This is a genomic window from Gilliamella sp. B14448G11 (assembly GCF_016101765.1).
Lineage (GTDB): Bacteria > Pseudomonadota > Gammaproteobacteria > Enterobacterales > Orbaceae > Gilliamella > Gilliamella apicola_N.
Genome location: NZ_JACFPX010000011.1, coordinates 1 through 26,073 on the forward strand (window position 1 = coordinate 1; position 26,073 = coordinate 26,073).

A 26,073-nucleotide genomic window follows, 5' to 3' on the forward strand; every position below is an offset into this window, starting at 1 on the left:
GTTCTGGAAAACAATATGTTTCCAAAGTTGTGTTTATCCCAGCGAGATTATCTATATACGCAGTAATACGAGTGGATAGGCTACAGAACGTAAAACAATTTCATCGCGTTCTTCTTTTTTAGTTGTTATCCATTCCCAGAATGAAAACTTATTGATGTTAGGATTTAAATTTCCTGTTCGTGATTTTTCATTAGATTCTCTCTTAATTTGCTTATTAATATCAGCGATAATTTTCTTTTTTAATCCACCCCACCAGGCATTACATAACGGGTACCAGTATTACCCTCCCCCGGTGTTAATCCAACATCTCGTTTGTCATCATACGGCCAATCTTTTTGAGGAGTTTGAGATCTAAAAGAATCATAATATCCAGGCGTATTCAAATAATATGATGAACCTAACCAGGTTACATCATCAATTAGATCATCTGGTAATTTGCATAACTCAGTATATAAATTTATTAAAGGATGGGTTAAGACAGAACGAATAAAATTCATTCGCTTCGCTTTTCAATATTGGATCTGTTAATACTAAATCTGAAATTGTTGAACGAACCTCTCGTAAATCGGTGTTATATGGCAATGTTGTAACTGCTGATTGGGTAAATCCAGAAGATAAAGAGTAAACAAAGTACCACCAAATAGGAACATAAATTTGCTGACCACTTAAATGTTATGTTTTTTAAAAGATGATGAATCTGGTGATATTTCTGAATATGAACAATTAGATTTTTGTTGAGTGATTTTCCACTGTCAATGACTGCTGAATAACCATTGTTTTCATAATGTAGCACTCTAATATCAAGACTAATTGATGGATAACACACAAAAAAGATTACGACAATACTTATATAAATATATTGTTCTAATCGAGTAACAATAATATTTGTATGTTCTCCTTTAAGCGCCCCTTTGTCTCTAACATCAATAATGATGCTAATCATTTTAAATATTTAGGGCAAAATAAAAATGCCAGACATAGATATAATGTTCCATAGTCCATTATTGATAGACCATCCAAGTGACAATATCACATAGTCAAAGAAACTCATAGCAGACATTTTTTACTCCATCCGAATAAACAACATTATTTCATTAAAACAAATTAAGAAAAAACACAATTTGCTAGTTCTAAAAAACAGTTGTGAGTTGACTTTAGTTTTTATGGTTATTTTAAATTTAATAAGGAGACAAATAAAAAATGCATAAATAACAAAACGTATCACTAAGAACAGATAGTAATTTCCATTAAAAAAGTTATTAATCGATGCAATTTCGGTTTATCCCTGTGTATACAGGGAACACACAGAGCTACTAAATTCAATAGTCGCAATGCCCGGTTTATCCCTGTGTATACAGGGAACACAAATTCAGCCATTTTTGACGGCATTTGTTTTGCGGTTTATCCCTGTGTATACAGGGAACACACTCCAATAAAAAACCGCCTATTTGGCGGTTACGGTTTATCCCTGTGTATACAGGGAACACACCAATTATAACATACTGTTTTATAATTAAAATATTGACCACCAAATTTCTACCGATTTTTTTGGCTATTTTTCATCAAAATCAGTATTTATAACACTATGTTTTTATTCAATTAATTAAAATTGATGGGAATTAAAATTAGATTCTACGGAATTCTACCAATAAATTTATATTTTTCATGCAGTTAATAAATGATAATTTTTATTGATCTGTTTTTAATGATTTGTTGTTATCAAAATAACTCTACTTTTTAAGTTGTTTGCTGATGTAGTTTGGTTATAAAATTTTTACAAATTAATCTCAAGTACTCGTTTTTTGTAGGTACATTTCTATGATTTTGAGTAATCCAATATATTTTTTTGAATGAAAATAATTTTATAAGCGCTGTTATTTGTAATCTATTATTCAATATGAAAAATAAACATTTATGTTAGCTCAACATGGTATTTTGTTTATCACCATAGAGTTAAAATAAATTATTTATTGATTTTTATACTGAAACGTATAGTTAACCTGAAACTTTTTGACAAAGTTTAGACATGTTTTTTTAGGGAATTCATATTACAAATTTAATTTAAATAAGATTTAAAAACGATAATAATCATAATAGGCTTTTTAATTTTTGCCATTCATCCTTAAATTCAAACTTAAGATAAAAAGCCAAAATACGCATCTTGATTTTACTTATTGGGCGATTTTCTTTTTTTTTGATATCATCAATTGCACTCAATAACTCATCTTCATCAAAAAAGTAGCAGACAGATGGAACAGGTGTGAGCGCATTGTGGTAACAATAAGGTGCGACATAATTAAATAAAGCATGCTCAACATAGGATATTGGAAATAATTTTGCTACGGAAGCAATATGGTCATAATCTACTTCATTATCTACAAATAGATCTGAAAGAGCAACATAAAGCTCTTCTTCATTTAAAGTATGTTCCACTTTGTAAACTCCTCTATCAGCTATTAATAATAATCAATTAACGAAAGTAGATAAAAAAGATATATAACCCAGACAAATTCCCATTTAATATTTTCAATGAAAGGTAAATTAGATCAAGTTATTTTAAAACAATCAGATTACAATACGTTATCTATACACTTTCATGATCACAATTTTTATTATAGCTTGCACTCTTATACAGATAATAATCATATTACAGTAATAAAAAAATCATTATTTAATGGTAAAAATTTAGATATAAATAAATCCCTATTAAATAGGATTAAGTTACAGTTTACAATTAAACTGCAATTAGAAAGTGTTAATGCTAAATTTTCTAGTGCAACAGATAAACAAAGTAATATCGAGAAAGAATCGGCTAGGTTGAAAAGAGAAAATCGACTTAAAGATGCAACTGTTAATAAAATTGTCGATTTTGGTCAAGCTAATTATCAATTTCAAATAAACAGTAAGCAATAAGTATTTGCAAAATTAATTGATAACAACTGTAGTGAAAAGACGATTTGGTCAAAACAGATTAATCTATTTTTAAATGAAAATAAAGCTGAAAAAGGAGATAAGATGACAATACAAAGTGATAAGTTTCTAATGAATAAAAATCAACTTCAGTTTAAAAACTTATCATAGATAGTAATTTAATTATTTCCAAGCATTAGGGTTGCGTTCAGGGGTTCCTATACTTAATAATGCATCAAATACATTTTGACAGTTTAGGCTATCGCCATCAATTTCACCATTTTGACATTTTTTATTATATTCATCTCGTAGTTCTTTGTTATTTTCAAAGTCAGAAACGGTATAGGTTTTCTCATTACATCCGAATAAAAATATAGCGGCAATTAATACTAGTATCTTTTTCATATAGATTCCTTACAATCACTGGTTAATATTAGATTAAGTTTTATTGTGTTTTATTAAAATCATTTACAGCTAATCTAAGTAAATCAGATATTGTTTTCAAAAGCAACTTTGCTCATTTATTTTTTATTACAATACTTTCTAATTTTTCATATATATACAGGGAATATACGATAACATCGAGAGAATCGATGCACTCAAATCCGGTTTATCCCTGTGTATACAGGGAAAACACAAAGCCGACATATATAATCAATCTTATTAATTTAAACTTTAAATAAACAATTTAATTTTTTGGCGCTTTAAAATTATTCAACTTTTTTATAAACTATTCCTCTTTTGTTTACAAATTCTTTGTTTTCATTAAATTCACCTATATAATTTCCGCGTAAATCATAAATTTGATTACTATTTTTTATGTTTACGATATGTTTTTCTCTCCCCATTTTAAGGACTTTATCAAGATGATCAGGTTCTACAGTAAATGTATACTCAACATCATTTATTTTTTCTAGTGTTATAACTCTTTCGCCAGTTTCTTGTGGTTCATATTTTCCTTGAAAATTGGTTTTTTCACCGCATGCGGCTAACATAAAAAATAAAACAAAACAAAATATTATCTTTTTCATCATTACTTTACCTTTTCTTTTTTATAAACTCTTGTGTTATCTGTTCTAACGTCTCGTTATTTAAATGCCTAACAAGAATAAAATTGATAATTTCACTAACTCTTACTATTCTTCTGCACTTATTACTTATATTTAAAGCGATTGTTGTTGCTATTTTGGTTTATCTCTGTGTATCTCCTTACTCTTAAAAGACTTTAAAAGGCCGGTTTATTCCTGTTTATAAAGGGAACACGATAGTGTATACGTTATACATTGTACAGCTAACCGGTTTATCCCTATGTATACAAGGAAACGTATTATAACTTATTGTTTATTAATTAAAATGATTAGTTGAAAATTTCCATCAACTTTTTTGCTGTTTTTTTATATAATTTTATTGAGATGTTTTTGATGCTTTGTTGTTATTAAAATTACTCTATTTTTAGAGTGATTTGTTTGTATATCTTAGTTACAAAATTTTCATAATCTATGATTCATATACGCTTTTTTAGTTAACATGATTTCAGCAATCTTAAAGTAATCAACTATATTTTTTTAGTAAAAACCATTATGTAAGGCTGTTACTTCATATCTATTACTCAATTTTAAAAGTAAATACTTATGTTGACCTAATATTATGTTTTCTTTATAAACATAAATTTAAAATAAATTATTTATTGGTTTTTATACTGAAACGTATAGTTAACCTGAAACTTTTTGACAAAATAGAAATACCTATCATTTGTTAGTAAACAGACTATAAGTTGTTGATTACTATTGTCACTAATTGCATTTGGCTGATTGTGTCTTGCAAATTTTTATTTTCTAGTTTAATTTACCTGCACAAATTATAAATAATTAGAGACGAAACATGCAGATATCATTTAAAGAACAACAGCAGCGAATTAGCTTTGTAAAACAATTTTTTGCCGATAAATTAGCGGAAAATTTATCATTAATCGAAGTTCAAGCCCCTCTACTGAGTAAAGTTGGTGATGGTGTTCAAGATAATTTATCTGGAACAGAAAACGCAGTGCAAGTTAAAGTGAAAACAATTAATGATGCCCAATTTGAGGTGGTACATTCACTTGCTAAATGGAAACGTAAAATTTTAAGTGATCACCATTTTGCTGTTGGTGAAGGCTTATATGCCAACATGAAAGCACTGCGTCCTGATGAAGATCGCTTATCGCCTATTCATTCTGTCTATGTTGATCAATGGGATTGGGAAAAAGTAATTCGACCAGAAGATCGTAATCTAACTTATTTAAAACAGACGGTTGAAAAAATTTATTCAGCCATTAAAGCGACTGAAAAAGCAGCATCCGAAAAATATCATCTTTCCCGTTTTTTACCTGAATCAATTACCTTTATGGACAGTGAGCAACTATTAAAACGTTATCCAAATTTATCCCCTAAAGAGCGTGAAAATGCGATAACTAAAGAACTTGGCGCTGTATTTTTAATTGGTATTGGCGGTAAGTTGGCAAATAACGAAAAACATGATGTGCGTGCTCCAGATTATGATGATTGGAGCAGCGATAATGAAATGGGTTCAAAAGGGTTAAATGGTGATATTTTAGTTTGGAATCCAATTTTAAACAGTGCTTTTGAAATTTCATCTATGGGTATTCGAGTCGACCCAGAAACATTAAAACGTCAATTGAAAATCACTGGCGATGAGGATCGTTTGCAATTTGCTTGGCACCAAGCTTTAGTCAATGGAGAACTATTGCAAACCATAGGTGGTGGAATTGGTCAATCCCGTTTAGTTATGTTACTTCTACAACAAAAGCATATTGGTCAAGTTCAAGCTAGTGTTTGGGACGATTCAACCAAACAAAATTATTCACAATTGCTTTAGTTGGCAGTCAACATACTTTACCTTAAATGGTAAAGTATGTTTGTTATTAAAAACTTCTATCTAATCCCATTTGCCAAAAATTAGCTTCAAGTTGAGTAGCCTGCTTAAATATTGTCGTTAAATGTTCAAATCGGCTCGTATCGATATTTATTAAACGTTGATCAATCCATGCAATTTCATTTTGCATTGTCTGTTGAAACGCCTTACTGGCATACATTTTAATCCAACTGGTATATGGGTTATTTTTAGCATCATACCAAAGTTGTTTTCTCAACCATTTGGCAATCATACCATAACCGATTAAACAAGGAGACAATACAATATGTAAGTCTAAAATATCACCTTGCAATCCAACATCAAGCACATACTGCGTGTATGCCTTATTTGCTTTGGCTTCCGTTAGCGTATTGAGTTCATTTTCATTTATTCGCCATCTTTTACAATATTCAATATGTAAATCAAATTCTATTTCAACAATCGTTTTTAAACTATTTAAAGATTGCTTAATTTCTGAAATATCATGACTTTTATAGACAGCAAGTCCCCAAACTCGTGAAAAATTGATTAAAAATAGATAGTCTTGCTTTAAATAGTGCTGGAAACAGCCTATATCTAATGTTCCCTTGCCTAATCGCTGAATAAATTCATGTTGAATATAGTGATCCCAATCAGTTTGACATGATTGAATAAGTGAGTAAAACGATGACATAACAGCTCCTTTTTTTAACAACTCAGCTACTGACGAGTAAAGCAGACTTGCAGAAAAAGCCTGTTTTAACCCCTTTTCTTCGCTATTAAACGAATCAGGTTCGGCTGGTATAATTTCAGCTTATAGCACCCCAATTAAATAAATATCCAGAATAATGAACAAAACTTTTACATAAGTAATAATTTATTACTAAGTTTTACTTTCTTTTTGTTCACTTATTATCAACTAAAAAATTAATTTTTATTTTTATTATTGAAATTGAGTAGGCTTATTCGATCGCATTGTAGATTTAGCTTATTGAGCCTACTCTATTTATTTTATTAAAAGTGGTTATCTGTTTTCTGACTCAATTTGGGGTTCCTGATTTTCTGTAGCGAGTGGAGCTGCTTCTTGTTGAGCTAATGTATCAGATTGAGTTTTTGAGTTCTGGTTTTGGGGTGTTGGTGTTTGTTCGGTTGTTTGAGTCGCTACGGGTATATCTTTAAAGCGCACATAAACAATCTTTTGTTGACCACGATCACAAGATCCGACAATTTTACCTTCAGTTTGTTGATCGGCTTGTTCGATTGGAATGAGTTTCAATTGAAATTTAGAAGGATCAACACCATTATTTTTTATTTTTTCAGCTATATTAGAGCTAATGTCTTCACAATTAGATGCTACAGCCATCATTGGTAAACTTAATAAAAGAACCAAGACTAACTTTTTCATTTCCTTTCCTTTTAGTATAAAACTACTAACATTATAAAACTATTGGTGAATCTGTCTACAACTGTTGTACGTAATTACTTCATAATAGTGAATGAAGATAAACCGAATTTAGGAAAAAATGGAATAATGATTACTGATGTTGGTTTTCCAATAATTTTAATCGATTCAAAATCCAAGAGCGAATATCGTTTAATTCATCTTCAGATAAACTATTCACAAAATCTCTTTTTTCATGCAATTTTTTGCGATCAGCTTCTGTTAATACTACTCCTTTTAAATTTAACAATACTTCTTTACGATATACGGAGTAGATAAATTCTTTTATCAAGTCATCTGAAAAATTTATCTCAGTCATAATATTCATTCCTTTTGTCTCATCATTACCTTCTTCACAACTATTAAATTAAAATAGCTGGTCTTTTTAGGTAAGTATCATCAACTACATCGGATAAAAAATGCCATCTATTCTAAAATTTAAATCATTATCAAAATATCACTGGTACTTTTTACTATAATATTATATTAAAGCCTTTACAATGGACAAATATCACTCATTCATAAAAATTTTTTAATTTTATATCGCCAAAATTATTCACTATACTATTTGATAAGTATTTAACAAACCTGTTGATAACTCTTTAATAAATTGATTTATATTGTTATTTTTACTAGGTTAAAAATTAACCAGCCAATTTTTTAATTTTATTCCCTTAAAAAAAGCAAGTGTTTTTTTACTTTTTTCTTTTACAAAATAAGCTTTTTTATCGTCTAAACTGCAACAAAAAAGCAACAGCCCAATATTAATATTGTGATTGTTGCTTTAACTGCTTTAACATTATTGGTATTTAAAACGCAGTAAAATTCCAAATAGCAAATAATAAATCTAAATAGTTAATACTTACAATAGATAAACTTTATACCTTTTAAAATAGGTAGGTTTAAAGTAAACAGATAACTGCGATAATTCCGTTATTTTGTTAATTATTGAAATTGTTAGGATAATTTTTTCTAATTAAACAGCAAAACCAAATATTAAGATTGATTGTCACATTATCATTATTAGAATTTATAATGCGGTTAGAAATGCGATAAAACCAAATATGACGCCAGGAGAATTAGCGATTGCAATTGGCCAATCTTTCTTTTCTCGTAATAATCCATAAAACACCCAAAGCAAACAGTTGATTGCAGCCGCTAATGGTTGAGTTGGATTAGATTTTAACCCATGAAGATTATCAATAATTTGTGGAATATAAGAAATATACATACATAACGAAGCTACTGTTGCAATAATACCTAAATAATGGAAAGCTTTTTTTGATAGTTTCAAAATTGTCCCCTTTTAAATTTCTAAAGATATCTAAATGATTATAATCAGATGTGGAATTACCTGCAATTACACGATCTTGCCCCAAAGTATTCATTATCGTTAAGACAAATCAATGAAATAATAAGGAATGTATGTGTTAAAAAACGATATTATAGTTATTCATCAGGTTATAAAACGCACTGTGTAGTCTATTAGCCAATAAGGTAAAAACTACACAATGCAATTTATTTCTAAGATTGGTGATATTGTTACAAATTACCTGTAATTATTTAAGTTCAGTCTGTTTTGTTTCATAACCTAAAAATATAATACTGATAATTGCAACTAAGATCGATAAACTAAAAAGCCCGAAAATGGTACTGATTGATACATTATTTGCCATTAATAACCCAACCATTAATGGACCTAAGATACCGCCAATACGACCAATTGATGCCGCCATGCCGGCACCCGTTGCCCGAATATTGGTGGTGTATTGTTCAGGCGTGTAAGCATACATCGCACCCCATGCACCTAAATTAAAGAACGAAAGTAATGCACCAAAGAATAATAACTGGTTAGCGGATTCAGACAAACCAAACAAATAGGCGCTTATTAATGTACCAAGTAAATAGGTAACTAACACCCATTTGCGCCCGACACGTTCAATTAGCCAAGCCACCGTGAAATAACCAGGTAACTGTGCAAGCGTCATTAGCAAAATATACTCAAAGCTTTTAACCATACCAAAGCCTTTCATCATCATAACGCTAGGCAACCATAAAAACATGCCATAATAGGAAAACACTACGCAAAACCAAACAATCCACAGCATTAATGTTTGACGACGAAACTTTGTTGATAACAATGACTGTACTTTATGAAGGATGGAATCTTTTTTAGCATTGGAATTTAACTGTATATAGGTCGGAGAATCCGGTAAGCTAAATCGTAAATAGAGCGCATAAAAAGCAGGAGCGGCGCAAATTATCATAGCTCCACGCCAACCAATGGCAGGAAGCGGGATAAGAAAATAAGCAATCAATGCCGCAAATACCCAACCTACAGCCCAAAAGCTTTCCAATAATACCACGACCCTACCACGTACCTCTGGTGCAACGCTTTCACTAACTAATGTGGATGCAACGGGCAATTCGCCACCTAATCCCATACCAATGAAAAAACGTAATACAAGCAAGCTACCCAGTCCCCATGCAAAGGCACTTAAGCCACTGGCAATACTAAACATGAGTAAGGTAAATAAAAAGGCCGATTTACGTCCTTTTTGATCAGCATAAATACCAAATACAAATGCACCCACTGCCATGCCGATAGAGTTAACACTACCTATCCATCCCAGTTGAGCTGGTGAAAGCCCCCAATCTTGCTTTAATGCAGCTAAAATAAAAGATAATAGGCCAACGTCCATTGCATCAAACAACCAACCTGTGCCGGCAACAAGTAATAATTTATTAATCGATAATGATGATACTTTTAAATTTTCCATAATAACTGATAGATAAAATAACTTGAGTTTGTTCATCAAAGCAGATTCTGAACAAAATGTCCATAACTTAATCTGACTTTACCCAAGCTATCCCCAAAATCTGAGCCTTGTGCAACAATAATACCTTGAGATAATAGGTGATTTAAAAACATTAGTTCTTGAGCCGTATTTGTCACAGGTAAGTTTGCATACAAATGGAAACCACCTAATGATGGTTGATAAGTTATCTCACCATTAAATTTGGTGTTTAGCCAATTCATTAATTGCTCTGATCTGTATTTTAGTTTTTCACGTAGCAGTTGTTGATGTGCCAGATAGTGGTTCTTTAAATATTGTTCTGCTAATAATTGAGGTAAAATGCTTAACCCTGAATCAATATGTTGGCGGATTTTAGCTAAGTTTTCGATAACTGCTCGAGGCGCAATCATCCAACCAATTCGAATATTTCGACCAATATATTTAGATAATGAACCTAAATAAATAACCTGATCATTATTATCAAACTTTTTAATCGGTGAGATTGCTAAGTTATCGCTAAAGGCTAAATTACTATAAGCATCATCCTCGACGATTCCAATACATTGTGATCGGCAAAAATCAAGTATCCTTTTTTTTCGTTTATCACTCATAACAAATCCCATCGGATTTTGAAAAACAGGATTTAAAAACAACCATTTAACTTGATGTTGTTCTACCACTTTTTTTAAACTTTCCAGCATGATGCCTTGAGCATCACACTCTATGCCATATAAGCGTAATCCCGCCGCTTGAAATAAGGGTAACGAATAAAAGTAAGAAGGAGACTCAATGCCAATCGCATCTCCGGGTTTGAGTAAACCTTGGGTAATTAAGAACAATGATTGCTGAGTACCTGAAGTAATTAAGATCTCATCACTGTCAACTTGCATAGCAAAACATACTTTCATATAGTGCACAATCTGTTCTTTAAGTGAGGGTAAACCCAACTGTAGCTGATCACTCTGTTTTTCGTGCATCACTAATTCGTGGGACGATATATTAGGTAATTGTAATTTGGGAATTAAATCAGTGGGTAAATCTCCATTAGCAAGATCATATATTTGAGTTTTACTGTTCCGTAGTTTATCAATTTTTTGTTGATACAATGTTTGTTTGTTTTGATAAAAGAAATGCCCAGGTAAACGCCAATTAATCGTTGAGTAAACTTGCACCCCCCATTTCTGATTATTTACATATGTACCACTACCTCGTTTACGAATTAATACACCGCGTTCAGTTAAAAAATCTAGTGCATGTACGATTGTCGAACGATTTACTTGCAATTGTTTAGCCAATTCTCGCTCTGAAATTAACCTTTCACCCGAAATCAAAATCCCATGTTCGATATAATACTCAATCAGTTGGATAACTTTTTTGAAAATTGGACCTTCAAAAGGTGCAAGTTTTTGTTTATGCCACATATTTTGCTCTTTTTATATCTAGTTGATACGTTTAATATTTTTCAAAATTGGCATTAAATGGCTGATTCTTTTAATGCCATCAGTATTTTATGTTGTTCGTTTTCGGCTTTTTAAAAAAACATTTCTTACCATTTAAAGATTATGTCCTAAATAAAGAAATTTATTAATTTACTTTGGTAAATATTTATCTCTTTGATGCTATTAGTTTTATTGCGTACAGCATTGTAAAACTAAAATGACCGATTGAAGTAATGGCAATTTGTGTAATGTCTAAAAATATACTTAATGCGGTCTTAATATAACCGAACACAAAATAAAATTGGATGGTTTGATTATAGTCCAATTGGCCGTTTATTCCACTCTGATATTTCTGAATAATAGATAACCAATCACAAATTCAGTTAAAAAAAACTTTACTAGGAGCAAACATGAATCAAGTTACAGGAACACAAACCGTTAAACGTGGCATGGCGCAAATGCAAAAAGGTGGTGTTATTATGGATGTCGTTAATGCCGAACAAGCAAAAATTGCCGAGCAAGCGGGGGCTGTCGCAGTCATGGCTTTAGAGCGTGTGCCATCGGATATTCGAGCAGCTGGAGGCGTTGCCCGAATGGCGGATCCAACAATAGTAGAACAGGTAATGAATGCAGTGACAATTCCTGTCATGGCAAAAGCACGTATTGGGCATATTGTTGAAGCTCGCATCTTAGAATCAATGGGCGTTGATTATATCGATGAAAGTGAAGTATTAACCCCTGCCGATGAACAATATCATCTACTTAAAAGTAATTTTACCGTACCATTTGTGTGTGGTTGTCGTGATTTAGGCGAAGCATTACGTCGTATTGGTGAAGGTGCATCAATGTTACGAACCAAAGGAGAGCCTGGTACAGGTAATATTGTTGAAGCGGTGCGCCATATGCGTAAAGTCAATGAACAAATTCGTATGGTTGTCAGTAAATCTGATGATGAGTTGATGACTTTTGCTAAAGAAATTGGTGCACCTTTTGAACTGGTAAAACAAATTAAGCAACTCGGTAAATTACCCGTCGTCAATTTTGCTGCGGGTGGCGTAGCTACTCCTGCCGATGCAGCTTTGATGATGCAACTTGGTGCGGATGGCGTATTTGTCGGTTCTGGTATTTTTAAATCACAAAATCCTGAAAAATTTGCTAAGGCAATTGTGCAAGCTACAACCTATTATGATGATTACCCACGTCTAGTGGAATTATCGAAAGGCTTAGGTGAAGCAATGAAAGGAATAGAAATCAGTAAACTTACCGAATCCGAACGCATGCAAGAACGAGGTTGGTAATGACGCAATCGTTAACTTCCAAGCGGTTAAAAAAAGTTGGTGTGCTCAATTTACAAGGAGCAGTTAGTGAACACATCACTATGCTAAATAGTTTAGATAACGTGCAAGCTATCGCAGTAAAACATCCCGAGCAATTAGCTGAACTAGATGGTCTGATTATTCCTGGTGGAGAATCAACAACCATTAGCCGTTTGATAAGACAAAATGGACTGTTTGAACCAATTAAACAATTTGCTCAACAAGGTAAAGGTATTTTAGGGACTTGTGCAGGATTAGTTTTATGCGGAAAAACCACTACCCATAATGAAGTTGAACAGCTTGCTTTAATCGATATTCATGTTGAGCGTAATGGTTTTGGTCGGCAAATTAACAGCTTTGAAACAAAGTTAGATGTTAAGTTAATCGGTCAGCAAATCCCTGCTGTTTTTATTCGTGCTCCCTATATCGCCAAAGCAGGTGAGCATGTAGAACAACTCGCTTTCATTGATGAACATTGCGTAATGGCTAAACAAAATAATATTTTAGTCTGTTCATTTCATCCTGAATTAACACAAGATAATCGCATTATGCACTATTTTGTAGAGATCTGTTAATCAGTTTTAGTAAAATAGACCATTAATTTAATCAACTAGACATTAAGCAATAAACTAACAGATTATTATGATCTGTTAGTTTATAGTTTATATGTTAATAGCACTTTTAAAGTTGGGTAATATAGACCTGATGATTCAAAATGTTATTAGGATCAAATTGCTGTTTTATTCGCTGCATTAATTGACGGTTTTCTTGGGCAATGGCATTGTTAAAATATTTTACTTTTGCAGTGCCAATACCATGTTCAGCCGAAGGTAGTCCACCTAACTCATGACATTTTTGATATAAGGCATTATGGATTTGCTCGAGTGCTTCTGACCATTGCTTTTCGTCTCGTCCGTCACGCAATATGCATAAGTGAATATTGCCGTCTCCTGCGTGACCAAAAGCGAGCATACGAACACCTGATTGGGATTGTAACTGTTTCGTGTAATTAATAAAATCGGCAATACGATTAATCGGAACGACAATATCAATCGGATCTTGTTCTGTAACTGCCTCAACAGCACGAACCAATGATCCGCGAACGGTCCAAATTTGATTGGCTTGTTCGATCGTTTCGGCAATAAAATAGTTGCAATCGCCTAAATTCGCTAATAACTGTTGGCGTTGCTGAACAATGTGTTGCTTGTTGGCGCCATCAAGCATAATGATTAAATAGGCCTTAGAATCTGGCAATGGAAATTGGAAACCTGAATAGCGTTCTCCCCACTGCGCCACTTGACGTTCAACAAATTCCAGTGCAGTGGGTGTTAATGTCTGTAATATTGTCGTGATATTGGCAACGGCTTGTTCAATAGTGTTAAATCCAATAATTAATGTTTCAAAGACACTTGGTTTAGCAATCAATTTTAATGTACATTGGGTAATAATACCTAATGTTCCTTCGCTGCCGATAAAAAGATGTTTTAATGACAGCCCCGTATTATCTTTGATATTTTTACTACCAATATTTAATACTGTGCCATCTGCCATAACGACTTCAAGCGCTTGCACATAATCTCGCGTAACACCATATTTAACCGCACGCATACCGCCCGCGTTAGTACTAATATTACCGCCAACGGTCGCATTTTTTGCACCGGGATCAGGTGGATAAAAAAGATTCTGCTTTTCAACAAACTGCTGCAAATCTTGTAATAAGATGCCTGATTGTACCGTTACCGTAAATGTTGATTTATCTAGTTCAATAATAGTATTCATTAACGATAAGTCGATAATCATACCACCATTAGGAATGGTTGAGCCAACTAGATTGGTGCCCGCTCCACGTGTTGTAATTTTTAGATTATTTTGATTGGCATATTTAACAAGTTGTGCAACTTCATCCGTAGTTTTAGGATAAACCAAAATTTCCGCTTGCCCATAATGTGATTTAAGTCCATCAGTTAAGTGAGATTGAGGTATATGATCTTTAGTAATGATTCGATCTGAATCAACAATTATATCCGTTAATTTTTTCATGTTGTTTTACCGATTATTTGTGACTTCTATCAAAATGGTTAGCTAATTTATCACCTAGATACTGTATTAACATGACAACAATAATTAAAATGATAATACAGATAATAAGAACTTCGGTGACATAACGCTGATAACCAAACCGAATCGCTAAATCGCCGATTCCTCCGCCACCAACGACCCCCGCCATTGAACTAAAACCTATGAGTGATATGGTCGTGACTGTAGCATGGCGGATTAGCTGTGCTAACGCTTCAGGAAACAATATGCCAAAAATGATACGAGTGTGTGAGGCACCACTGGCAATGGCTGCTTCAATAACACCTTTGTCAATTTGGCTAAAGGCGTTTTCCGCCAATCTAGCATAAAATGCTATTGCAGCTATTGCCAACGGGACAATTACCGCTTTAGGACCAACTGTAGTACCGACAATATACGTTCCAAGCGGTAGAACGGCTACCATCAAAATTAAAAAAGGAATGGAGCGCGTTGCATTGATAATAAAATTAGCCACATTCCCTATCACCCTGTTTTTTAGAAAAAATGGATTGGATAATAAAAATAGAAGCAATCCAATTAGGGTACCAAAAATAAGCCCAGCTAGTAATGACCAACTCACCATAATGAACGTTTCTTCTGCGGCTTTCCATAGCATTTCCATTATTTCAGCGATTGTCAGTTTTACCATTATTTTATTTCCTCAATGATCACACTTTGATGTTCCAGTTTTGCAATAAGCTGTTGGATATTATTGGGTTCACCAATTAACTCTATAACTAAATTGCCTAGCGCTTGTTGGTCAAAATATTCGATAAAACCATGCAATATATTAAAAGCCACACCCGTTTCATAAGCAGATTGATACAAAATAGGTTGAGTGGTGTTTTCGTTGATATAGCGAAGTCGAACCAATTTACCTTTGACATTTTGTCTTATAGGTTCAGGCAAATGAGTATTTTCATCAATGTTAAGAAAATTTTGGGTGAATTGCTGTTTGGGATTGGCGAACAAATTGAAAGTGTTATCCATTTCAACGATTTCACCTTGAGACATCACAGCAACTCGATCGCAGATTTTTTTTACGACATCAATTTCATGGGTAATCAGTACGATGGTTAAGGAAAATTTTTGGTTAAGCTGTTTAAGTAGTTCCAAAATGGCACTGGTTGTAGTCGGATCGAGTGCGCTGGTAGCTTCATCACACAAGAGTATTTTTGCTTCATTAGCCAATGCACGGGCAATGCCGACTCGTTGTTTTTGTCCACCACTGAGTTCAGCAGGATAAGCTTTGGCTTTGTCGCTTAATCCCACTAATGCAAGTAACTCCTCTACTCTATTTTTAACTTCATCCCCTTTTTTACCCGCAGCTTTTAGTACAAAGGCAATATTTTCATAAACCGTTTTTGATGAAGCTAGATTAAAATTTTGGAAGATCATGCCGACTTGAAAACGAAAGGCCATTAATTGTCGCCCTTTTAACGTCTGAATATCTGTGCCACCAACAATAATCTGCCCAGAAGTCGGTTCAGCAAGTCGATTAAGAGTGCGAACGAGGGTACTTTTACCTGCACCACTGGAGCCAATAATACCAAATATCTCGCCATGATTAACCTCAAACGAAACATTTTTTACTGCATCAATGATCTGATCTTTGGCCTCAAAACGCACAGATACATTTTTTACTTGAATCAATGGTGTATTTTTCAGTGGTGTATTTTGCATAGTTAAAATAATTGATAATCAGGTTTTTGGAAAGTATAGAAAATACCGTTTTTGTCTTCGATCACTTGTAAATATTCGTCTGATTTCAGGACATCTATAATGTCGTTACCTAAAGTATCTTTTGATTCAGTACGAATCGCGATGACGTTTTTGTGATCTTTATCAAGGACTTCTGTGTAAAGTGCTTTAGATAGATCCAAACCTGCACCGATCGCATAATTTCCATTTACAACGGATAAAACAACATTATCCAGTGATCTAGGTGTTTGTGGCGCTTCGATGGGTACAATTTCTAATTCATATGGATTTTCGATAATGTTTTTTGGTGTTAGATTATTTTTATCAACCGCGGGATCGAGCTTAATTAAACCTGCTGCTTGTAAGATTCTTAGCGCTCTCGCTTCGTTAGTGACGTCATTTGAAATGGTGACTTGATCACCTTTTTTTAATTGCGAAAAATCGGTGATCTTGTTCGAAAAAATACCCGCCCCAGCCGTTGGTACAAAGCCAACAGCTAAGATATCTAAATTACGTGCTTGTTTGAAATTTTCAAGATAGCTCAAATGTTGAAATAAATTAATATCAATATCTTTATTGGCTAAAGCCAGATTAGGTTGTACATAATCACTGAATTCTCGGATTTCAATTTTGTAACCTTTTTTTTCTAATCCTGGTGCAATCGCTTGTTTAAACATATCACCATATGGACCTGCCGCTACACCAACGGTGAGTTGATTTTCCTTTTTAGCTTCGCCACAACCTGTTAATAACAACATGGCCGAAAATATGGCTATTGTTGCCGTGATTAGTTTTTTAAACATGTTAATTTTTCCTTAAGTTTTGATAATCTATCTAAAGCTGCAATCAAGGTTTGTTCTTGTTTTGCAAAATGAAAACGAATATAGCGATATTCTGGATGTTTAAAAAAAGCCGATCCAGGAACAGCCGCTACTCCAACTTCTTTTATTAACCATTCACAAAATTCAAAATCGGTGGTAAATGGATTCAATCCAGAAATATCAACCAATACATAATAAGCACCTTGCGGTTCATAATAAGATAAGCCTATCTGATCTAAACCTTGTAAAAATAAGCGACGTTTAGCCATATAAGTTTCGGTGAGTTGCTGATAATATTCCTCACTTAATGATAGACCTGCACAAGCGGCTTTTTGTAATGGCGCAGCAGCACCAACGGTAAGAAAATCATGAATCATTTTGCAGCCATCAATGATGCGTTTGTCCGCTATGATATAGCCTAGACGCCAACCAGTAATAGAATAAGTTTTAGATAATGAACTACAACTAATCGTACGCTGTTGCATATCAGGAAAACTCGTTAAATAGAGATGTTTATGCGGTGGATAGACCATGTGTTCATACACTTCGTCAGTAATGACATAAGCATCGAATTCAATCGCTAATTGACTGATATATTCAAGCTCATCTTTAGTAAATACCTTGCCACAAGGATTACTCGGATTACATAAAATTAATGCTTTAGCACCTTGCTCAAACGCCTCGCGGAGCTGCTTTTTATCAAACTCGAAAGTAGGTGGAATAAGTGGTACATAGATAGGCGTTGCATCCGACAAAATTGCATCAGCACCATAGTTTTCATAAAAAGGCGAAAAGATGATAACTTTATCTTTTGGGTTACATACCGCCATCACCGCACACATCATTGCCTCAGTACTGCCACAAGTAACTAATACGTTTTCATCTGGGTTTATGTCGATATTCATTAATTTTTGCTGTTTTTTGGCTAACAGTTGCCTAAATTCTTGCGATCCCCAAGTGATCTCATATTGGTGAGGCCCATTATCAGCTACTTGTTTAAGGGCATCAATAAGCTGTTTTGGAGGATCAAAATCAGGAAAGCCTTGTGATAAATTGATAGCCTGATATTGGTTAGCAATTCGCGTCATCCTACGAATAACTGAATCAGAAAAATGATCGAGTCGATTGGCTAGTTTATGCATTGTTTTTTTAGATAATAGAATAATAAGGTTGGTAAGTATAATACAAAACTCTATTTTTTCTGTTAAATAATATATTTATATATCGATATAGTTTTTATTTATAACGTAAAGTTAGCAAAAACAATGATTGATTAGGTGTTTTTATTCCATCATTTCAGAAGTGAAACAAAATAGTCTGCAAAATTTATATAAAACATACCAAGAAAAAGTTTATTCAAATTTAATATTGAGCAATTAAGATTTCATTAGTAATTAATCAGCTTTTACTTTCGTTGCCAATGTGTTTTATGGGCAAAGCCTAAAAGATTGTTCGTCATTTTTATCTGTTGTAGCTGTAACGACCAGATGGGTGCTTTCATTACTCTGGCAAAAGGAAAGGCACGATAGTATTGACCATAAGCATCTTTAGCTTGCTCACCTTGCAACTGTTTTGCTTGAGCCTGAAATTGTATGCCTTGAATCTGAGCAACGGTTTTAGGTGTAACGGCAATCGTCCCGGCTACTTGCGGTTGATTTAGCATTGCCTTGGCATGCTCCGTTTTTAACTCAGTTAAAAAATAGAGATTTAACTGCTCTTCATCCAATACATAAAACACATTACACGCCCACGGCAAGTTATCTGATGTAATGACACTTAGCGATAATACATGATTTTTTCTGATAAACTTAAGAATTTTAGGATCGATTGACATACATTATTCTGGCTTAACATTTAAATGCATATCTTCGCCCCAGCGAGGTAGTGACGGTATATCTATATCAAACAGATCAAGCGCTCGTGCAACACTGTGGGTAATCATATCATCGATACTGTCAATATGCTGATAAAGTGCAGGTACTGGTGGAAAAATTACCCCTCCCATAAGAGTGACCATTTCCATATTTTTTATATGGCTTAAATGCAGGGGGGATTCTCTTATCATTAATACCAATCGGCGACGCTCTTTTAGTACGACATCCGCAGCACGAGTTAATAAATTATCCGATAAACTCTGGGCAATTGCAGCTAAAGAGCGCATTGAGCAAGGTGCGACCAGCATGCCCATAGTCTTGAATGAACCACTGGCAATCGCTGCGCCAACATTATTGACGGAATAAACTTTATCTGCCAATGATTCAATCTGGGCCAAACTCATATTAGAGATTTCGTAAGAGCGCGTTAGTTGTGCCGCTTTTGAAATTACTAAATGTGTTTCAATATCCAATGGTTTTAAAAGCTCTAAGGCTTTAATACCATAAGCAAAACCTGTTGCACCACTAATCCCAATTACTAGTCGCTTTACAGTCATATTCATTCCTATTTTATTCAAAATCTGGCAAAAAGCGTTTTATATCAACTTCTTTAAAACGGGCTCGTTCAAATTCTGCTTTTAACGCAAAAGGCACCGTGCAATCAAAAATTACTTTTGCCGAACTACCAAATTGCCTAATAAACGGGCTATATTCTGGACGTTGAGATGGATCGAGCGGATGGCATCTAACGCCTGATATTGTTGAGATATCAATATCACCTTGAAAACGAGTATTCATCGCCCACAGTACATCATCAGTATCATAAATATCAACATCTTCATCAACAAGTATTACATGTTTTAATTCGGAAAATGCCGCAAAAGCTAAAATTGCTGCTTGCTTGTGTTTACCTTCATCAGAAGGAACAGATTTTTTAAATTGTAAGATGGCTAAATATTTTCCTCCACCAGAACGATGTGCGTAAACATTTAATAGTTTACCTGGCATGGCAGCTTCGACCATTTGTAAAATACTGGCTTCGGTAGGAATACCCGCCATATTAACATGTTCTTCACTTGGTCCGATGCAAGTTTGATAAATTGGATTTTTTCGATAAGTAACTGCTTTCACTTTGATAACTGGTAATGATTGATTCGCTGGACCTGTATAACCCGGGAATTCAGGCATTGCTTTACCTGTGTGAGAGTTTTGATCTTCAGCGACTCGCACATTTGGTAATATTTCACCTTCAATGACGACTTCGGCATTAGCAATTGCTTTTGCATTAACTGTTAAGCAATCGACTAATTCAACTGCACGCCCACGTATGCCACCAGCAATAGAAAGTTCATCAAAACCAATTGGTGTGGTAGGAGGTTCAAAACAAGCTGACACTTCAATCACGGGGTCGACACCAATACTAATTGAGACAGGTAACGGTTTACCCGCTTTTTCAGCTTTTTCACGAAATACATCTATATGTCGTCCGGGAACAAAGTAGATCGAAATTTCGTTTTTACCTTGATAGCACATTCGATGAATAGTCACATCACTTTCACCTGTTTCTGGATCGCTCGCATAAAGCATGCCAAGGGTAATGTATGGGCCAGCATCTTCTTCAGTATTAGTGGGTGCGGGTACTAGTTTACGAATATCAAAATCAGGATCAGTTGCTTTATGAACGATTTCTTGACAAACTGCTTGTTCACGAGGAATCGTTATCGGAGCTATGGGATTATTTACTGCATCTTTTAGTAAAAATGCGAGTTTGTCTGGTTCACAACCAAATAAATGTGCAACTCGTTTGCGCGAAGCAAGTAATCCAATTAGGACTTTAAAATCATCAAATCCTTTTACTTTATTAAAAATCATTGCAGGACCAATTCGAGTAGGTCTTTTAACCGTTCCCCCTGCCCCAACAAAACGATAAACACCCGCTAACTCAGCCATAGGATCAACCGGGGTGTCAGTGGTAACCAGTTGATTTGGGATTTGTGCAAGTTGATTAATTGCATCACGCAAATCATAAGATCCAGTTGGATTTGCCATAATAATCTCTTCCATTCCAAACAATATTAAATCAGACAACTTTTATAATAATACAAGCTGCATTTAAAGGATATTAATCTAAAAAATTGATTTCGTATAATTGAATGTCAGTAATCATACCGATATAAAACGTTGCTATCAAGTGAGTATCAACGTAGCTAACTAGATTTGAGAATTGATAAGATAATTTATGTTATCCAAAAATATTAAATACCGTTTTTTATTAAAAAATAGCAAGATCTGTCAGTAAAAGATGATGAGCTATTTGACACAACCATAATAGATTTACGAAATAATCAATAAGAATATAACAACTAACTTCCCTGTTAGTTGCATTACAAGATTTATTCTTTTGCCATTGGTCGTTCAATAACTTTGGTTTCTTGATTGCCCTGTATAGACTTGATTTGAGCCTCATATTGTTCAACGGATTTTTTATCCGATAATAAACTATATACTAAAGTAAATTCGGTACTTTGTCCTGGTTCTAATTGTCGTACACGTTTTTGTTCTCGCTCAACCGTAACTGGGTAGGCAAAACTGGTTCCAGGTTCTAAACCTGTTACATAGCCTTGTTTAAGCGTATCGGTATTTTTCCATAGGGAAAAAACAGGTAATTGGTTTGTATTAAATGAAATACCTGCCCCTTTATCGCCTGCTTGGTTAGTAACCATTACTTGAGTTTGTCCTTGTTCATCGGCATAAGGATAAACATTAAAGACCATTTCATCAAAATCTTTAGTTGGACCTAAATACGTTTGCCATGTTTTTAAGCCTTTTTTGGCATAATCATTAAATGGTGAAATTTCTTTAACTGGTGCCACAAATCGAGCACCCTCTTCTAGAATCGGCGTACCATAGTTGCTGTGATAAATAATTTGGTAATCACGCGTATAATCGCTCTTATTGGTCACAACATCATGAACAATGAAATCCTTACTACCTGGTACGTAGCTAAGCGATACCCAAGTTTCTAGATTACTTTTCTTAAAAGTATTTTCTTTAATTAACCCTGTCACTGTTATGGTATAAGGTGCTTTATCCAATACATTAACAATCAATCTTGATACGGGTGTGTTTTGTGCTCGACCGTGAAGCGTATATATCATGCCATCGGCTTGTACCGCATGACCCGTCCATTCAAAACCACAACGTACCATCAATTCATTAAAACCATCTAACCAACCTAATCCACCGCGACTTTCTAAATTAATGTATTTAGGATTGACAACTTCATCAACAGGGGAATCCCATCCTAGGCGGATATCATCGCCATCAACTGATAAAATACCTAGTCCTCGAGTAGGAATTAATTTGATTGTAAGATTGTCACTAGCAATAGTTAAAAGTTCCGTACCATCTTGTTTACCACCTTTAAGTACCGTGTTTTGAATAGTAAATTTATGCTCTTTTACACCTAAATCTTGGCTCGAAATTGACCAGTCACCTTTAGCAATACCCTTCTCTACATCTGTTAATATGAATTCTTTAGCATTGGCACTATAACTCGCCAAACTAAGTATTGCAGCTAATGAAACTAATTGAACTTTCATGGTAATTCCTCTCATAATTAATAAAACAACACTGAATCGTTTCAGTCAATATGACATAAATAACCAAAAATCGACAAAGAAAAATCATTAAAATGAGAGGTTATTCACACTTTTACAAAACCAAATGATAAATGTAGCAAAATGATTTGATTGAATAAGTGTGAAATATTAAGAAGATTATTGTTTAGGTCTAATTTGTCCCGCTTTCCAATGTTTACGACAAACTGAATGGAACTCGCTATCTCCTAAATGAATTGAATTGCCAAACTTAACAATTTGCCCATCTTTTCCTTCAAGTAAATTCATGGTTGCTTTTTTTCCACACCAGCAAACTGTTTTTAGTTCTCTAAAGTTATCAGCAATTTCTAATAATGTTTTTGAACCTTCAAATAAATGTCCCATATAATCCGTCTTTAAACCAAAAAACATCATCGGTACACCATATTCATCACACACATCAGATAATTTCCAGATAGTGCTTTGCGATAAAAATTGGCTTTCATCAATTAACACACAAGCATAATTATTTTTCTTAATCAATTCAATGATTTCATCAACACTATTATCATCAAGTTGTAATGCTTTTTTTCGCAATCCTAAACGTGAGACAATTTCAACCGCCGAATCACGAGTGTCGACCGAAGATTTAAGCAGCAAAGTCTGCATATTATTACTCAAATAATTGTGGTCAATTTGTAATAACTCGGTTGATTTACCTGCATTCATTACGGCATAAATATAGTAAATTTTCGACAAAATAAGACTCTCAGAAATAAAATAAATGGATAAAAGAGATTGTTTAGATAGTAAAAAAGGTAAGTTATATAACTTACCTTTTTCAAAGCTTAAAGATTAATTATTTCGCTTTACCTTGATTAGCAACCGCGGCTTGTTTTGCTGCGATTTCATCAGCATTACCTAAGTAATAATGTTTGATAACTTTCATGTTGTCATCAAATTCGTACACTAATGGTACACCTGTTGGGATATTTAGTTCGATAATATCATCGTCACTGATGTTGTCTAAATGCTTAACTAAAGCACGAAGAGAGTTACCATGAGCAGCGATAATTACACGTTCACCTTTAGCAACACGAGGTGCAATGGTTGATTCCCAATAAGGAAGCACACGTTTAATGGTTAGCGCTAGACTTTCGGTTAATGGTAATTCTGATTCAGGTAAATTGCTGTAACGTGAATCATGACCGGGGAAGCGTTCATCTGATTTTTCAAGTGCAGGAGGCGTAATTGCAAAACCACGGCGCCATAATTTTACTTGTTCATCACCATATTTAGCCGCAGTTTCAGCTTTATTTAGACCTTGCAGCGCACCATAGTGACGTTCATTTAGTTTCCAACATTTTTCAACAGGTAACCAAGCTTGATCAACTTCGTCAAGAACATGCCATAAAGTATGAATTGCACGTTTTAATACAGAAGTATAAGCGTAATCAAACTGAAAACCTTCTTGTTTAAGTAATTTACCTGCTTCGGCTGCTTCCTTATTACCTTTGTCAGATAAATCAACATCAGTCCAACCACAAAATCGGTTTTCTTGATTCCAAACACTTTCTCCATGTCGGATAAGAACTAATTTTTTTACTGCCATGAGTCTAACTCCTTTGTTACGTAGAATAAAACTGTTTAAATTAAATAATCTTTATAATACTCGTAAATTCCATACATTAACTGTTTTACAGTTAATAAATATTAATTTTTTGGTAGATATTTTAATGGATCAACGGATTTTGCTTGATAGCGCACTTCAAAATGCAATCTTACTGAAGAGGTACCCGTTGCTCCCATAGTCGCAATTTGTTCCCCAGCTCGAACCGCTTGTTGCTCTTTTACCAAAATCGACTGGTTATGTGCATATGCGGTTAAATAATCATCATCATGTTTTATAATAATTAAATTACCATAACCAGGTAAAGCATTACCGGAGTAAACCACACGACCATCTGCGGCAGCCATCACTTTATTACCTAATCCACCGGCTATATCAATACCTTTGCTAGCATTAGAAAATTTTTCAATAATTTTACCTTTAGCTGGCCACTGCCATGTAATATTCCCAACCTTAGAAGCAGAAGTTCCTTTATTTGATGGATTTGTTTTTCCATTATTTGTAGTATCAGTTACAGAACCAGTTACCGTTTGAGTTGTCTGAACAGTACTCGATGTCTGATTTTTTCCTGATGTAGTAGTTGTTGTAGTGGTAGTAGTTAAAACAGGCGTCGGTACTGGTGTAGAAGTTTTAGTTGTAGTTGTGGTTGTAGGTGTAGTTTTAGTATCTGCTACATTAGATTTTTGATTGGTAACCGCCACTTGTTGAGTTGTTTGATTACTGGTTACTTTTTGCGTGACACCCCCACTAACATCCAGTACTTGTCCAATAACAAGAGAGTAGGGATTCTTGATATTATTTTTAGCCGCTAAAGAGCGATAATCATTACCTGTGACCCATGCAATATAATATAATGTGTCGCCTTGACTTACCGTATAAGTATCACCTTGATAACCTCCCTTAGGAATTTCATCATAATTGCGCTTATTAGAAACACGTTCGTTAGTAATATTAACGCCATTATTACTGTCTACATTACTATTTGTCGTGTTATTTGCATTATCATCGTTTGAACTTGACGTCGTTATTGGTTTAGGTACCTGTGTTGAATTGGTATTTGATGGTACTGAAGGTGAAGTAACGCCACTTCCAGTAGAAATATTAACAGGAGGTTTAGAATAACCTGTTTTTGACGAACCACCTGAAAAATCCGAAATATCTTCAATTTGGGCAGGATTTGATTGAGTACAGGCAGTAATGACCAAGCTTAAACAAGTTAGCGTAAGAATCTTTTTCAAAGCAACACCTTTCATTCGTTAATATTGTTTTAAGAGCATATTTTATCGTTTCTAATATAAAAAGCTATTATATCGGTTCCTTATTATGCTAGCTATAATAAAATAGTAAGGATACAATTTAAATCAATTACAATCCACCAAATTTCTACTAAATCCGCACAAATATACTCTCTGTTTTTCAATTATTAATAGATTGCGCAACAAATAGTCAATATCTAATTAGCAATACGTTTATTTATTATAACTATTATAACAAATAGCGGAAAATAGAATTTATTTTTGAAAGTGGTGAGTATATACAATAAAATGCTTGTTCGTACAGTAGATTTATTCTATTTTCT

At 33.9% G+C, this 26,073-nt stretch carries 27 protein-coding genes; 4 read left to right on the top strand and 23 right to left on the bottom strand.

Annotated elements, in window-relative coordinates:
* Positions 1-239: 239 nt before the first annotated feature.
* The 3 genes from H3S88_RS08335 to H3S88_RS08350 all read right to left on the bottom strand — a co-directional run bounded on the left by H3S88_RS08335 (position 240) and on the right by H3S88_RS08350 (position 2,433).
* Positions 240-497 carry a hypothetical protein gene (locus H3S88_RS08335; RefSeq protein WP_198228128.1) on the bottom strand — a complete coding sequence of 86 codons (258 nt, stop codon included), beginning with the start codon at positions 495-497 and terminating at the stop codon, positions 240-242.
* Positions 498-571: 74 nt separating this feature from the next.
* Entirely contained in the window at positions 572-943 is a 372-nt protein-coding gene (locus H3S88_RS08345) for a hypothetical protein (protein ID WP_198228126.1), read from the bottom strand.
* A gap of 1,145 nt (positions 944-2,088) precedes the next feature.
* On the bottom strand, positions 2,089-2,433 hold the full coding sequence (locus tag H3S88_RS08350) for a hypothetical protein (protein WP_198228124.1): 345 nt from the start codon (positions 2,431-2,433) through the stop codon (positions 2,089-2,091).
* Positions 2,434-2,529: 96 nt separating this feature from the next.
* Here H3S88_RS08350 and H3S88_RS08355 point away from each other — a divergent pair, with 96 nt between their 5' ends.
* The gene (locus tag H3S88_RS08355; RefSeq protein ID WP_198228122.1) at positions 2,530-2,913 is read left to right on the top strand and encodes a hypothetical protein; all 384 of its coding nucleotides are present in this window, start codon (positions 2,530-2,532) and stop codon (positions 2,911-2,913) included.
* A 180-nt stretch (positions 2,914-3,093) separates the two neighbouring features.
* On the opposite strand, the gene H3S88_RS08360 is transcribed toward H3S88_RS08355, so the two are convergent.
* Both H3S88_RS08360 and H3S88_RS08365 read right to left on the bottom strand, forming a co-directional pair.
* A complete protein-coding gene (locus tag H3S88_RS08360; protein ID WP_198228120.1) occupies positions 3,094-3,315 on the bottom strand; it encodes an EexN family lipoprotein in 222 nt (73 codons plus the stop codon).
* A gap of 305 nt (positions 3,316-3,620) precedes the next feature.
* Entirely contained in the window at positions 3,621-3,944 is a 324-nt protein-coding gene (locus tag H3S88_RS08365) for a membrane lipoprotein lipid attachment site-containing protein (protein WP_198228118.1), read from the bottom strand.
* A gap of 847 nt (positions 3,945-4,791) precedes the next feature.
* Here H3S88_RS08365 and asnA point away from each other — a divergent pair.
* On the top strand, positions 4,792-5,784 hold the full coding sequence (gene asnA / locus H3S88_RS08370; protein WP_198228116.1) for an aspartate--ammonia ligase: 993 nt from the start codon (positions 4,792-4,794) through the stop codon (positions 5,782-5,784).
* A gap of 46 nt (positions 5,785-5,830) precedes the next feature.
* On the opposite strand, the gene tenA is transcribed toward asnA, so the two are convergent.
* The 6 genes from tenA to H3S88_RS08400 form a co-directional block, all read right to left on the bottom strand.
* A complete protein-coding gene (gene tenA / locus H3S88_RS08375; protein WP_198228114.1) occupies positions 5,831-6,493 on the bottom strand; it encodes a thiaminase II in 663 nt (220 codons plus the stop codon).
* Between the two features lie 330 nt (positions 6,494-6,823).
* Entirely contained in the window at positions 6,824-7,204 is a 381-nt protein-coding gene (locus H3S88_RS08380) for a DUF1161 domain-containing protein (protein ID WP_198228112.1), read from the bottom strand.
* Between the two features lie 130 nt (positions 7,205-7,334).
* Positions 7,335-7,559 carry a hypothetical protein gene (locus H3S88_RS08385; protein WP_198228110.1) on the bottom strand — a complete coding sequence of 75 codons (225 nt, stop codon included), beginning with the start codon at positions 7,557-7,559 and terminating at the stop codon, positions 7,335-7,337.
* Positions 7,560-8,270: 711 nt separating this feature from the next.
* Complete coding sequence (locus H3S88_RS08390) at positions 8,271-8,534, bottom strand: SWEET family sugar transporter (protein WP_232352544.1); 264 nt, start codon at positions 8,532-8,534, stop codon at positions 8,271-8,273.
* A 265-nt stretch (positions 8,535-8,799) separates the two neighbouring features.
* Positions 8,800-10,020: an MFS transporter gene (locus H3S88_RS08395; RefSeq protein WP_198228108.1), complete on the bottom strand. Its 1,221-nt coding sequence runs from the start codon at positions 10,018-10,020 to the stop codon at positions 8,800-8,802.
* A 35-nt stretch (positions 10,021-10,055) separates the two neighbouring features.
* Positions 10,056-11,459, bottom strand: coding sequence for a PLP-dependent aminotransferase family protein (locus H3S88_RS08400; protein ID WP_198228107.1), 1,404 nt, complete (start codon positions 11,457-11,459; stop codon positions 10,056-10,058).
* A 428-nt stretch (positions 11,460-11,887) separates the two neighbouring features.
* Between H3S88_RS08400 and pdxS the strand changes: the two genes are divergently transcribed.
* Both pdxS and pdxT read left to right on the top strand, forming a co-directional pair.
* Positions 11,888-12,775 (top strand): pyridoxal 5'-phosphate synthase lyase subunit PdxS, encoded by an 888-nt coding sequence (gene pdxS, locus H3S88_RS08405; protein ID WP_086327403.1) that lies wholly within the window; start codon positions 11,888-11,890, stop codon positions 12,773-12,775.
* Positions 12,775-13,368 (top strand): pyridoxal 5'-phosphate synthase glutaminase subunit PdxT, encoded by a 594-nt coding sequence (gene pdxT, locus H3S88_RS08410; protein ID WP_198228106.1) that lies wholly within the window; start codon positions 12,775-12,777, stop codon positions 13,366-13,368. Before pdxS ends, pdxT begins: the two co-directional genes overlap by 1 nt.
* Positions 13,369-13,474: 106 nt before the next feature.
* Here the strand turns inward: pdxT and H3S88_RS08415 are convergent, their stop codons facing one another.
* The 12 genes from H3S88_RS08415 to nlpD form a co-directional block, all read right to left on the bottom strand.
* Complete coding sequence (locus H3S88_RS08415) at positions 13,475-14,833, bottom strand: FAD-binding oxidoreductase (RefSeq protein WP_198228105.1); 1,359 nt, start codon at positions 14,831-14,833, stop codon at positions 13,475-13,477.
* A 13-nt stretch (positions 14,834-14,846) separates the two neighbouring features.
* Entirely contained in the window at positions 14,847-15,518 is a 672-nt protein-coding gene (locus tag H3S88_RS08420; protein WP_086351456.1) for a methionine ABC transporter permease, read from the bottom strand.
* The gene (locus tag H3S88_RS08425; protein ID WP_232352545.1) at positions 15,518-16,552 is read right to left on the bottom strand and encodes a methionine ABC transporter ATP-binding protein; all 1,035 of its coding nucleotides are present in this window, start codon (positions 16,550-16,552) and stop codon (positions 15,518-15,520) included. The genes H3S88_RS08420 and H3S88_RS08425 overlap by 1 nt, the downstream gene beginning before the upstream one ends.
* Before the next feature lie 2 nt (positions 16,553-16,554).
* On the bottom strand, positions 16,555-17,373 hold the full coding sequence (locus tag H3S88_RS08430; RefSeq protein ID WP_198228104.1) for a MetQ/NlpA family ABC transporter substrate-binding protein: 819 nt from the start codon (positions 17,371-17,373) through the stop codon (positions 16,555-16,557).
* A complete protein-coding gene (locus H3S88_RS08435) occupies positions 17,358-18,533 on the bottom strand; it encodes a pyridoxal phosphate-dependent aminotransferase (protein WP_198228103.1) in 1,176 nt (391 codons plus the stop codon). The genes H3S88_RS08430 and H3S88_RS08435 overlap by 16 nt, the downstream gene beginning before the upstream one ends.
* A 263-nt stretch (positions 18,534-18,796) precedes the next feature.
* Positions 18,797-19,225, bottom strand: a complete 429-nt coding sequence (locus tag H3S88_RS08440) for a pyridoxamine 5'-phosphate oxidase family protein (protein ID WP_198228102.1) — start codon at positions 19,223-19,225, stop codon at positions 18,797-18,799.
* A gap of 3 nt (positions 19,226-19,228) precedes the next feature.
* Positions 19,229-19,822 carry a UbiX family flavin prenyltransferase gene (locus H3S88_RS08445; RefSeq protein ID WP_198228100.1) on the bottom strand — a complete coding sequence of 198 codons (594 nt, stop codon included), beginning with the start codon at positions 19,820-19,822 and terminating at the stop codon, positions 19,229-19,231.
* A 13-nt stretch (positions 19,823-19,835) separates the two neighbouring features.
* On the bottom strand, positions 19,836-21,314 hold the full coding sequence (locus H3S88_RS08450; protein ID WP_198228098.1) for a UbiD family decarboxylase: 1,479 nt from the start codon (positions 21,312-21,314) through the stop codon (positions 19,836-19,838).
* A gap of 344 nt (positions 21,315-21,658) precedes the next feature.
* A complete protein-coding gene (locus H3S88_RS08455) occupies positions 21,659-22,867 on the bottom strand; it encodes an aldose 1-epimerase family protein (protein ID WP_198228096.1) in 1,209 nt (402 codons plus the stop codon).
* 177 nt (positions 22,868-23,044) lie between these two features.
* Positions 23,045-23,623: a thymidine kinase gene (locus H3S88_RS08460; protein ID WP_198228094.1), complete on the bottom strand. Its 579-nt coding sequence runs from the start codon at positions 23,621-23,623 to the stop codon at positions 23,045-23,047.
* Positions 23,624-23,723: 100 nt separating this feature from the next.
* A complete protein-coding gene (gene gpmA, locus H3S88_RS08465; RefSeq protein WP_065602620.1) occupies positions 23,724-24,476 on the bottom strand; it encodes a 2,3-diphosphoglycerate-dependent phosphoglycerate mutase in 753 nt (250 codons plus the stop codon).
* A gap of 101 nt (positions 24,477-24,577) precedes the next feature.
* Positions 24,578-25,732 (bottom strand): murein hydrolase activator NlpD, encoded by a 1,155-nt coding sequence (nlpD, locus tag H3S88_RS08470; protein ID WP_198228092.1) that lies wholly within the window; start codon positions 25,730-25,732, stop codon positions 24,578-24,580.
* Positions 25,733-26,073 lie beyond the last annotated feature (341 nt).